The 10576-nt window shown below is 73.3% G+C and carries 11 protein-coding genes and 1 rRNA gene; 2 read left to right on the top strand and 10 right to left on the bottom strand.

Annotated features, from left to right (window positions below; translation table 11 throughout):
• Positions 1 to 133: 133 nt before the first annotated feature.
• The 3 genes from ABD236_RS32045 to ABD236_RS32055 are packed head-to-tail and all read right to left on the bottom strand — an operon-like array spanning position 134 to position 2194.
• The gene (locus tag ABD236_RS32045) at positions 134 to 1087 is read right to left on the bottom strand and encodes an NAD kinase (protein WP_344080169.1); all 954 of its coding nucleotides are present in this window, start codon (positions 1085 to 1087) and stop codon (positions 134 to 136) included.
• A gap of 5 nt (positions 1088 to 1092) precedes the next feature.
• Positions 1093 to 1908 carry a TlyA family RNA methyltransferase gene (locus ABD236_RS32050; RefSeq protein ID WP_344080136.1) on the bottom strand — a complete coding sequence of 272 codons (816 nt, stop codon included), beginning with the start codon at positions 1906 to 1908 and terminating at the stop codon, positions 1093 to 1095.
• 7 nt (positions 1909 to 1915) lie between these two features.
• A complete protein-coding gene (locus tag ABD236_RS32055) occupies positions 1916 to 2194 on the bottom strand; it encodes a hypothetical protein (protein ID WP_344080139.1) in 279 nt (92 codons plus the stop codon).
• 42 nt (positions 2195 to 2236) lie between these two features.
• Between ABD236_RS32055 and ABD236_RS32060 the strand changes: the two genes are divergently transcribed.
• The gene (locus ABD236_RS32060) at positions 2237 to 2584 is read left to right on the top strand and encodes an SCP2 sterol-binding domain-containing protein (protein WP_344080142.1); all 348 of its coding nucleotides are present in this window, start codon (positions 2237 to 2239) and stop codon (positions 2582 to 2584) included.
• Positions 2585 to 2620: 36 nt separating this feature from the next.
• Here ABD236_RS32060 and ABD236_RS32065 read toward each other — a convergent pair whose 3' ends face one another.
• The 4 genes from ABD236_RS32065 to ABD236_RS32080 form a co-directional block, all read right to left on the bottom strand.
• Entirely contained in the window at positions 2621 to 3424 is an 804-nt protein-coding gene (locus ABD236_RS32065) for an ABC transporter ATP-binding protein (RefSeq protein ID WP_344080145.1), read from the bottom strand.
• Between the two features lie 53 nt (positions 3425 to 3477).
• On the bottom strand, positions 3478 to 4506 hold the full coding sequence (locus ABD236_RS32070) for a FecCD family ABC transporter permease (RefSeq protein ID WP_344080148.1): 1029 nt from the start codon (positions 4504 to 4506) through the stop codon (positions 3478 to 3480).
• Positions 4503 to 5558 (bottom strand): FecCD family ABC transporter permease, encoded by a 1056-nt coding sequence (locus ABD236_RS32075; protein ID WP_425544000.1) that lies wholly within the window; start codon positions 5556 to 5558, stop codon positions 4503 to 4505. Before ABD236_RS32075 ends, ABD236_RS32070 begins: the two co-directional genes overlap by 4 nt.
• An 80-nt stretch (positions 5559 to 5638) precedes the next feature.
• Positions 5639 to 6667 (bottom strand): HAD-IIA family hydrolase, encoded by a 1029-nt coding sequence (locus tag ABD236_RS32080; protein ID WP_344080157.1) that lies wholly within the window; start codon positions 6665 to 6667, stop codon positions 5639 to 5641.
• Positions 6668 to 6739: 72 nt separating this feature from the next.
• Here ABD236_RS32080 and ABD236_RS32085 point away from each other — a divergent pair, with 72 nt between their 5' ends.
• Positions 6740 to 8035: a DUF1015 family protein gene (locus ABD236_RS32085; RefSeq protein ID WP_344080160.1), complete on the top strand. Its 1296-nt coding sequence runs from the start codon at positions 6740 to 6742 to the stop codon at positions 8033 to 8035.
• Between the two features lie 102 nt (positions 8036 to 8137).
• Here the strand turns inward: ABD236_RS32085 and ABD236_RS32090 are convergent, their stop codons facing one another.
• The 3 genes from ABD236_RS32090 to rrf form a co-directional block, all read right to left on the bottom strand.
• The gene (locus tag ABD236_RS32090; RefSeq protein ID WP_344080163.1) at positions 8138 to 8971 is read right to left on the bottom strand and encodes a tetratricopeptide repeat protein; all 834 of its coding nucleotides are present in this window, start codon (positions 8969 to 8971) and stop codon (positions 8138 to 8140) included.
• Positions 8953 to 10287 (bottom strand): hypothetical protein, encoded by a 1335-nt coding sequence (locus ABD236_RS32095; protein WP_344080166.1) that lies wholly within the window; start codon positions 10285 to 10287, stop codon positions 8953 to 8955. The genes ABD236_RS32090 and ABD236_RS32095 overlap by 19 nt, the downstream gene beginning before the upstream one ends.
• Before the next feature lie 225 nt (positions 10288 to 10512).
• Positions 10513 to 10576 (bottom strand): 5S ribosomal RNA (rrf, locus tag ABD236_RS35120); the annotation flags it as partial.

Consider the following 10576-nt stretch of genomic DNA (forward strand, 5'->3'; position numbering starts at 1 on the left):
CTGACTGCCCAGGGGCGCGGGGAACTGCGCGAGCAACCCAGCACGGTCCGCAGACGCACACGGCGCCCCGGAAGGCGCAGGCCGCCCGCCAGAGGGCTTTCGGGAAGGGGCGGGGCGGGGCGGAAAACCCCGGCTAATGCGGCGCACCCCTCCACCCACTGACCGGCAGCGCGAACTTCGCCACCAACCGGTCCGTGAAGGACGCGTGGTGCAGCCGGGCCAACCGAACCGGCACCGCCCCCCGCCGCACCTCCACCCGCGCCCCCGCCGGCAGCTCCACCGTCCGGCGCCCGTCACACCACAGCACCCCGTGCGGCGTATGCGGCTGCACCTCCACCGCCAGCACCGAACTCGGCGACGTCACCAGCGGCTTGGCGAACAGGGCATGGGCGCTGATCGGGACCATCAGGAGCGCCTCGACCTCCGGCCACACCACCGGCCCGCCCGCCGAGAACGCGTACGCGGTCGAGCCCGTGGGCGTCGCGTACACGATCCCGTCGCAGCCGAACCCCGTCACCGGCCGCCCGTCGATCTCCAGGACGACTTCCAGCATCCGCTCGGGGGACACCTTCTGTACGGCCGCCTCGTTCAGCGCCCAGTCGGTGTGCACCACGTCGCCGTTGCTGTGCACCACGACGTCGAGCGTCATCCGCTCCTCGACCTCGTAGGAGCGGGCGACCACCCGGTCCACGACCTTGTCCAGGTCGTCCCGCTCGGCCTCGGCGAGGAACCCGACCCGGCCGAGGTTGACGCCGAGCATCGGCACCCCGGACGCGCGCGCGAACTCGGCGCCGCGCAGCAGCGTCCCGTCCCCGCCGAGCACGATCAGCAGCTCACAGCCGTCCAGGCACTGCGGCGTCGCCTCCTTGACCGTGCTCACGGACGCCGAGTCCGGCAGCGGGATGTCCGCCGCCTCGGCCTCCAGGACCCGTACCCCGATACCGGAGCGCAGCAGCCCCCGTACCACCAGTTCCGCGCTGCGGATGGCGGCGGGCCGCCCGGTGTGCGCGAGCAGGAACACCGTGCGCTCCAGCGCACCCCGCTCGCCCGTACCGTCTCCCCCGCGCGTCTCCTCCGCTTTCCCCAACGAGCTCAACTAGGTCCCTCCGCCACCGCACGGTCCACATCAGCCGGATCCAGCGCGGGCGCTCCGGCCCGCAGCCACAGAAAGTATTCGACATTGCCGGAGGGTCCGGGCAGCGGGCTGGCCGTGACCCCGAGCACACCGAGCCCCAGCCCCGCGGCCTGCCCGGCCACCGTGCGCACGGTCTCGGCCCGCAGCTCCGGGCTGCGCACCACACCGCCGCTGCCGAGCCGCTCCTTGCCGATCTCGAACTGCGGCTTGACCATCAGCACCAGGTCCGCGCCGGGCGCGCAGCACCGCACCAGCGCGGGCAGCACCAGCCCGAGCGCGATGAAGGACAGGTCCCCCACCACCAGGTCGACCGGCTCCCCGTCGAGGTCGTCGAGCGTCAACTCCCGTACGTTCGTACGGTCCTTGACGGTGACCCGGTCGTCGCTCTGGAGGGACCAGGCGAGCTGTCCGTACCCGACGTCCACCGCCACCACGTGCCCGGCGCCCGAGCGCAGCAGCACATCGGTGAAGCCGCCGGTGGAGGCGCCCGCGTCCAGCGCCCGGCGCCCCTCGACCTTCAGCCCCTGCGGCACGAAGGCGGCCAGCGCCCCGGCCAGCTTGTGGCCGCCGCGCGAGACGTACTCGGGGTCGTTGTCGTCCTGGGCGACGACGATGGCGGCGGCGGTCTCGACCTGGGTGGCGGACTTGGTGGCGACGGTCCTGCCGACCGTCACCCGCCCGGCGGCGATCAGCTGCGCGGCGTGCTCACGGGACCGGGCGAGCTTCCGGCGGACCAGCTCGGCGTCGAGGCGGCGGCGTGCCACTCCTGCCACGTTCGGTTCAGCTCCTGTTGTCGTACGTATGTGACGCGGGGGACGGGGCCGGCGGCCCCGGGCGGGCGTCGAGCGCGCTCAGCGTCTCGCGCAGCCCCCCGTGTACATCCTCGTACACCTGGACGTGTCCGTCGGTATCGAGGTGGTCCACGTCCGCCAGCCGCTCGACCAGGGCGTCCACCCGGGGGTCCCCGGTGGGTGCGCGGGGCACGTCCAGGGGGGCCGGGCCGACGGGGTCGTCGTGCGCGCCGGCCGCCGCCCCGGGCTCCGGCATCAAGTCGCTCATGCCAAGACGCTACCGCGTGGGCCTGCGGTACGGTCGATCACGATGGCGACCACCGAGGAGTGCCGCGCGGCACTCGACGCACTTTCCGACAGCCTGGCCGGCGCGGACGGCGACGTGCGCGCCGCCGCCGCGCTCGACCGCTCGCTGAGCTGCCACATCACGGATCTGGACCGTACGTTCACCGGGCGGCTGCGGGGCGGCCGCATCGAGGTCGAGCGCACGCTCGAGGGTCCGCCCGTCGAGCGGGCCCAGATCCGGCTGGCCATGACGGGTGACGACCTGGTGGCGATGGTCGCGGGCGAGCTGGACTTCGCCCGGGCGTGGGCGTCCGGGCGGGTCCGGCTGGAGGCCGGGTTCCGCGACCTGCTCAGGCTGCGGACCCTGCTCTAGCCCGGCTCCCCGTCAGGACACCGGCCCGCCGCCCCGTCAGGACACCGGCGCCGCGTCCCGCTGCCGCGCCGCCGGGACCACCAGCGGCGTGCCCGTCTCCGGGTCGTCGATCACCTGGCAGCGCACCCCGAACACCTCCCGTACCAGCTCCGCCGTGACGATTCGGGACGGCGGGCCCTCGGCCACGATCTTCCCGCCGCGCATCGCGATCAGATGCGTGGCGTACCGGGCGGCCTGGTTCAGGTCGTGCAGCACCGCGACCAGCGTGCGCCCCTGCGACTCGTGCAGCTCGGCGCACAGGTCCAGGACCTCTATCTGGTGCTGGATGTCCAGGAACGTCGTCGGCTCGTCGAGCAGCAGCAGCGGCGTCTGCTGGGCCAGCGCCATCGCGATCCACACCCGCTGGCGCTGCCCGCCGGAGAGCTCGTCGACGTACCGCTCCCCCAGCTCGCCCACACCGGTCGCGTCCATCGACTCCTGGACGATCCGCTCGTCCTCGGGCGACCACTGGCGCAGCAGCCCCTGGTGCGGGTAGCGGCCGCGCGCCACCAGGTCGGCGACCGTGATGCCGTCCGGCGCGATCGAGGACTGGGGCAGCAGCCCGAGCGTCCTGGCGACCTTCTTCGCGGGCATCGTGTGCATGGTCTGCCCGTCCAGGAGCACCCGCCCCGCGCTCGGCTTCAGCATCCGCGACAGGGCGCGCAGCAGCGTCGACTTGCCGCAGGCGTTGGGGCCGACGATGACCGTGAACGAGTGGTCCGGGATCTGGACCGACAGGTCCTCGGCGATCACCCGCTGGTCGTAGCCGAGGGTCACCGAATCGGCGCTGAGGCGCTGCATGCTCGTACTCCTGGGACTGGGGTCCGTACGGGGGTGGGGAAGGCGCGGGCCGCTCATATCCGGCCCGCCTTGCGCTCGGTGACCAGCAGCCACAGCAGATAGAGGCCGCCGACCACACCGGTCACCACGCCCACCGGCAGCTTGCTCTCGCCGAACAGCCGCTGGGACGCCCAGTCGGCGGTGACCAGCAGGGTGGCGCCCATACAGCCGGAGGCCAGGATGTTGGGCCCGGTGGCCCGGGTGAGCCTGCGGGCGAGCTGCGGCGCGGTCAGCGCGACGAACGAGATGGGCCCGGCGGCGGCGGTCGCGGCGGCGTTGAGCAGGACGGCCGAGAGCATCAGGACGGTACGGGTCCGCTGGACGGGCACCCCGAGCGCGTACGCCGCGTCGTCGCCCATCTCCAGCATCCGCAGCGGCCGCCCGTACGCGAGGATCACCGGCAGCAGCACCGCGAACAGCGCGAGCAGCGGCCACACCTGCTCCCAGTCGCGCCCGTCCAGCGAGCCGGTCAGCCACACCATGGCCCGGGTCGCGTCGACCAGCTGGGCCTTGGTGAGCAGGTACTGGATGCAGGCGGTGAGCATGGCGGCGGCGCCGATGCCGACGAGCACCAGGCGGTAGCCGTGCACGCCCTTCTTCCAGGCGAGCAGATAGACCGCGACGCCGGTCGCGAGCCCGCCGAGCAGGGCGCCGACCGCGACGTCGGTGGCGCTGCCGCCGAACCAGACGATGACGACGAGGGCGCCCACCGACGAGCCCTGGCCGAAGCCGATGATGTCCGGACTGCCCAGCGGGTTGCGGGAGATGGACTGGAAGACCGCGCCCGAGATACCGAGGGCGGCGCCCACCAGAAGGCCCACGAGGACCCGGGGCAGCCGCAGCTCGTTGACGATGAAGTCCTGCTGCGCGGTGCCGGAGCCGAAGAGCGTACGGACCACGTCCAGCGGCGCGATGTCGAAGTCGCCGCTGCCGACCAGGACCACGCCCGCGGTGAGCGCCGTGACCAGCAGCGCCACCACGACGACCAGCGAGCGGGTGTCGGCCCGGAACGAGTAACCCCCGGGCGTGCGTACGGCCTTCACAGCTGAGCCATCCTCTTGCGGCGGACGAGGAAGATGAACACGGGCCCGCCGATCAGCGCCGTGACGATGCCGACCTGGAGCTCGGAGGGCCGGGTGATCACCCGGCCGACGACGTCGGAGCCGAGCAGCAGCACGGGCGAGAGGACCGCCGCGTACGGCAGGATCCAGCGCATGTCGGGCCCGGTGATGGCCCGGACGATGTGCGGGACCATCAGCCCGATGAAGACGATCGGCCCGCAGGCGGCGGTCGCGGCCCCGCACAGCAGGGTGACGGTGACCATCGACAGGACGCGGGTACGGGTGAGATGGGCGCCCAGCGCTCGGGCGGTGTCGTCGCCCAGGGCCATCGCGTTGAGCGGCCGGGCGATCAGCGCGGCGAGCACCAGACCGACCGCCACGAAGGGCGCGATCTCGGTGACGGTGTCGGCGTTGGCCGAGGCCAGCGAGCCCACCGACCAGAACCGCAGCCGGTCGAGCGCGGCCGAGTCCATCAGCTGGACGGCGTTGATGTAGCCGTAGAGCGCGGCCGTGGCGGCCGTCCCCGCCAGCGCCAGCCGGACCGGCGTGGCCGCCCGGCTGCCGCCCAGGACGTACACCAGCGCGGAGACGACGGCGGCGCCGACGAAGGCGAACCAGACGTATCCGGTCAGGCTGGTGACGCCGAAGAAGCTGATGGCGGAGACCACGGCGGCCGAGGCGCCCGCGCTGACGCCGAGGATGCCGGGTTCGGCCAGCGGGTTGCGGGTGAGCGCCTGCATCACCGCGCCGGAGACCCCGAGCGCGGCCCCGACCAGCAGCCCGAGCAGGGTGCGGGGCACCCGGGTGTCGTGGACGATGACGTCGTCGGCGGTGCCGGAGTAGTGGAACAGCCCGTGCCAGACGTCCGCGAGCGGGATCTGTTTGGCGCCGACCGCGACGCTCGCCAGAGCCACGAGGACCAGGACCGCCACCGCCGCGAGCAGTCCGGCGGCGCGCAGGGCGTGCCGCCGGGCGGGCGGGGCCGGGGGCGCGGGAGCGGTCTCCGCGCTCAACTTGGAAGGGCTGTCTACCAACACGCAAGTTAGGTTAGCCTACCCTGCCAATCAGCCGACAGGCCCCTTGATCACCTGTGCCGCCCGCGCCCCTTGCCCGGCTACAGCCCCAGCCGCCCCAGCACCTTCCCCGCGTCCAGCTCGCACACACCCTCGCCCGCATGCGTCCAGGCCGCCGCGCACAGCGCCCGCAGACCGTCCAGCGGGTCGCCGTCTCCGTCCAGGGCGAACGCCTCGTCGCGCACGGCCGCCGTCCACCCGCCGCACTCGAACTCGCCGTCATTTTCAGCCACTTCCGGCTGGCCGGTCAGCATCCCCCGCAGATCCGCGTCGACGAAGGTCGGCCGGTGCTCGGGCCGGGCCGCCAGCAGCTGGGCGCCGTCGGTCACGCCGGTGAGCACCAGCAGCGAGTCCACCCCGCCGTTGAACGCCCCCTCGATGTCCGTGTCCAGCCGGTCCCCCACCACCAGCGGCTTCTCCGCGCCGGTACGGATGATCGTCTCCTTGTGCATCGGGGGCAGCGGCTTCCCCGCCACCTGCGGCTCGGCGCCGGTCGCGATCCGCACCACCTGCACCGCGGCCCCGTTGCCCGGCGCGATCCCGCGCCCGCTGGGGATCGTCAGATCGGTGTTGGACGCGAACCACGGCACCCCGGCCGAGACCGCGTACGACGCCTCCGCGAACCGGCCCCAGGCCAGATCGGGTCCGCCGTACCCCTGCACCACCGCCGCCGGGTCGTCGTCGGCCGACTCGACCGGCACCAGGCCGCGCTCGCGCAGCGCCACCCGCAGCCCCTCGCCGCCGATCACCAGCACCCGCGACCCCTCGGGCACCTGCTCGGAGATCAGTCGTGCCACCGCCTGCGCCGAGGTGATCACATCACCGGGCTCGGCCGGCACCCCGAGCTCCGTGAGGTGCGCCGCCACCGCGTCCGGCGTCCGCAGCGCGTTGTTGGTGACGTACGCCAGGTGCATTCCGCCCTCGCGCGCCGTGCCCAGCGAGCCGACGGCGTGCTCGATCGCCTCACCGCCCGCGTACACCACCCCGTCAAGATCCAGCAGAGCCGTGTCGTACGCCTCGCTCAGCGCCCGCGCGCTGCCGCTCGGCCGGGTCCTGCTCGGCTGGCTCATCCTCATCCACTCCTCGCTCGATGCTCTCCCCCCGATCATCGCGCATGCCCGCACCCCACTTACCATGCACCAATGACCACAACTGGGCGTACGGACGACGGGCTGCGCCTGATCCCGTTCCGGGGGCTGCGCTATGTACCGGAGCGCGTCGGCAGCCTCGCGGCAGTGACCTCTCCGCCGTACGACGTGGTGGTGCGGCCCGACGGGCTCCTGCACCTCGAGTCGGCGGACCCGTACAACATCGTCCGGCTGATCCTCCCGCAGGCCGCCACGCCCACCGCACGGCACCAGCAGGCCGCGCTCACCCTCGACGACTGGCTCTCCGAGGGCGTCCTCGCGCCCGACCCGGAGCCCGCGCTGTACGTGTACGAACAGCACGACGGCGGGCTGCTCCAGCGCGGCCTCATCGGGGCGCTGGCGCTGTCGGAGCCCGGCGAGGGCGTGGTGCTGCCGCACGAGGACGTGATGCCGCACGTCGTCGAGGACCGCGCCGACCTGATGCGGACGACGGCCGCGCACTTCGAGCCGCTGCTCCTGACCTACCACGGGGACACCGGCGCGGGCGGCGGGCCCAGCGGCGCGGGCGCGGTCATCGAACGGACCGTACGGCGCGAGCCGCTGCTCTCGACGACCACCGAGGACGGCTACAGCCACCGGCTGTGGGCGGTCACCGACCCCGCCGACCTCGCGGAGATCCAGTCGGACCTCGCCCACCACCAGGCGGTGATCGCCGACGGCCACCACCGCTGGGCCACCTATCTGCGGCTGCGCTCGGAGCAGTCGGCGCCCGGCCCCTGGGACTTCGGCCTGGTCCTGCTCGTCGACACGGCCCGCTATCCGCTGCGGGTGCGCGCCATCCACCGGCTGCTGCACCGGCTTCCGGTCGGCGACGCCCTCGCCGCGGTGGCCGAAACCGGTGCCTTCCGTATCCGCACCCTCTCGGTGCCGCTGCCCGACGCGCTCGACGTCCTCGCCGAGGCGAGCAGCGCGGGCAACGCGTTCCTGCTGGCCGGCGACGGTCACTTCCACCTGCTCGACCGCCCCGACCCGGAGCTCCTCGCCCGCACGATCCGCACCGACCGCCCTCAGGCCTGGCGCGACCTCGATGCGACCGTGCTCCACTCGACGCTCCTGGACCACGTCTGGCGCATCCCGGACGCACCCGAGGACATCATGTACATCCACGACACGGCCGCCGCCGTCGAGCAGGCGGAGCGGCGCGGCGGCACGGCGGTGCTCATGCATCCCGTACGCGAGGGCGTCGTCCGCGACCTGGCCCGCCAAGGCGTCACGATGCCCCGCAAGTCGACGTCCTTCGGCCCCAAGCCCGCGACGGGCCTGGTGCTGCGGAGCCTGACGGTGAACTGATCGGCGGCACGCTCGCGCGCGCGGCGGTACGAAGGACAGCGGATACGAGTAAGGGCGGCACCCCGGCCGGGGTGCCGCCCTTACTCACCTGTCTATCGGGACTCAGGCCTGGTCGGCCGGACCCTTGTCGGCGTCGGCGTCGGCGTCGGCGTGCGCCTCGGCCACGATCTCGTCGAGGTCGTCGACGTCCTCGTCGGCCACGTCGTCCAGCTCGGCGCGGTCGTCGTCCTCGTCGTCGCCCTCGTCCTCGTCGGCCGGGGCGTCCGCCGGCTCGCCGGCGAGGTCGGCGTCGTCCTGCTCCTCGTCGAGCGCGTCCACGAAGTCCACGCCGTCCATCTCGGCCAGCCGGTCGGAGGCGTCGGTGGCGCCGTCCTTGTCGGACTCCAGCGCCTTGGCGAACCACTCGCGCGCCTCGTCCTCACGGCCGGCGGCGAGCAGCGCGTCCGCGTACGCGTACCGCAGGCGCGGCGTCCACGCCTGCACCGAGTTCGACGCCAGCTCCGGGCTCTGGAGCGTCACGATGGCGGCGTCCAGCTGCCCCATGTCGCGCCGCGCCCCGGCCGCGACCAGTCGCATCTCGACCTGGCCCGCCTTGTCGAGCTTCTGCACCTCGGGCGCACCGGCCATCTCCAGCGCCCGCTCGGGCCGGCCCATGCCGCGCTCGCAGTCGGCCATCACGGGCCACAGCTCGACGTGCCCGGTCATCCGGCGCGCGGCACGGAACTCGGCCAGCGCCTCGGAGTACTTCTGCGTCGCGTACGCCGCGAACCCGGCCGCCTCACGGACCGCCGCCACACGGGAGGCGAGCCGCAGGGCGATGCGGGAGTACGCGTACGCCTGCTCGGGCTCCTCGTCGATCAGCCGGGCCACCATGACCAGGTTCTGGGCGACGTCCTCGGCGAGGGTCTTGGGCAGGCTCAGCAGCTCCTGACGCACGTCCTCGTCGATCTCGTTGCCGGTGACGTCCTCGTCGATCGGCAGGCGCTTGATCGGCTCGCGGTCGCGGTCGCGCTCCCGGCGGTCGTCGCCGCCACGGAACCCACCGCGGTCGTCACGGCTGTCGCGGCCACGGTAGCCGCCACGGTCGTCGTCGCGGCGCGGGCCGCGGTCGTCGCGACGGAAGCCGCCACGGTCGTCATCACGGCGCGGGGCACGGTCGTCACGACGGAAACCACCACGGTCGTCGCGGCTGTCGCGGCTGTCACGGCCTCGGTAGCCGCCACGGTCGTCGTCGCGGCGCGGGGCGCGGTCGTCACGACGGAAACCGCCGCCGGTGCCACCACGGCTGTCATCACGACGACCGTAACCACCACCGGCCGGACGGCCGCCACGGTCGTCGTCGCGGCGGAAGGACGGACGCTCATCACGACGGTCATCACGACGGAAACCACCACGGTCGTCATCACGACGCGGGCCACGGTCGTCGTCGCGGCGCGGGGCGCGGTCGTCACGACGGAAGCCACCGCCGGTGCCACCACGGCTGTCATCACGACGACCGTAACCACCACCGGCCGGACGGCCGCCACGGTCGTCGTCGCGGCGGAAGGAGGGGCGCTCGTCACGACGGTCGTCGCGGCGGAAGCCACCACGGTCGTCATCACGGCGCGGGGCCGGACGGTCATCGCGACGGCCGTAACCGCCACCCGAGGGACGGCCACCCCGGTCGTCATCACGACGGAAGGAGGGCCGGTCGTCGCGGCGCGGGCCGCGGTCGTCACGACGGTCGTCGCGACGGAATCCACCGCGGTCGTCATCACGACGGGGGCCACGGTCGTCGCGCCGGTCATCGCGGCGGTCGTCACGACGGAAGCCACCGCCGCCGTAGCCGCCACCGGAAGGGCGGCCGCCACGGTCGTCGTCGCGGCGGAAGGAGGGGCGCTCGTCACGACGGTCGTCGCGGCGGAAACCACCGCGGTCGTCATCGCGGCGCGGGGCCGGACGGTCGTCGCGACGGCCGTAACCGCCGCCGGAGCCGCCACGGTTGTCGTCACGGCGGCCGTAGCCACCGCCCGTGGGGCGCCCGCCACGGTCGTCGTCCCGACGCGGGCCGGACGGACGGTCGTCGCGACGGCCATAGCCGCCGCCGTAGCCACCACCGGACGGGCGACCACCACGGTCGTCGTCACGGCGCGGGGCGCGGTCGTCGCGGCGGAAACCGCCGCCGGAGCCGCCACGGCTGTCGTCACGACGGCCGTAACCGCCACCGGAGCCGGAGCCGCCACGGTCGTCACGGCGCGGGCCGCGGTCGTCACGACCGCCCCGGTAGCCGCCCCTGTCACCGCCGTCACGGCTGCGCCACTCGCGCTGCGGACGGTCCTCGGGAGAGTTGGTGGACATCGGTGCGACTCCTGTCTTCGGGTACTGCAGTCATTCTCGCGCAATCGGCTGCCCGACGCGCTTCGGAAAGTTGAAGCGAAAATAAAAAAGGACCCTTGGTCCCAGCGTTGAACGCTGGGACCAAGGGTCCTTGAAAGATTGTTCGGCGGCGTCCTACTCTCCCACAGGGTCCCCCCTGCAGTACCATCGGCGCTGAAAGGCTTA

Origin of the sequence: Streptomyces crystallinus (assembly GCF_039521265.1) — a bacterium.
Classification (GTDB): Bacteria; Actinomycetota; Actinomycetes; order Streptomycetales; family Streptomycetaceae; genus Streptomyces; species Streptomyces crystallinus.

Excerpts from the sequence above, each read along its gene's own strand:
- ABD236_RS32060 (WP_344080142.1), top strand. The coding sequence starts at position 2,237 with ATGGCGACCACCGAGGAGTGCCGCGCGGCACTCGACGCACTTTCCGAC.
- ABD236_RS32065 (WP_344080145.1), bottom strand. The coding sequence starts at position 3,424 with ATGCAGCGCCTCAGCGCCGATTCGGTGACCCTCGGCTACGACCAGCGG.
- ABD236_RS32055 (WP_344080139.1), bottom strand. The coding sequence starts at position 2,194 with ATGAGCGACTTGATGCCGGAGCCCGGGGCGGCGGCCGGCGCGCACGAC.
- ABD236_RS32080 (WP_344080157.1), bottom strand. The coding sequence starts at position 6,667 with ATGAGCCAGCCGAGCAGGACCCGGCCGAGCGGCAGCGCGCGGGCGCTG.
- ABD236_RS32085 (WP_344080160.1), top strand. The coding sequence starts at position 6,740 with ATGACCACAACTGGGCGTACGGACGACGGGCTGCGCCTGATCCCGTTC.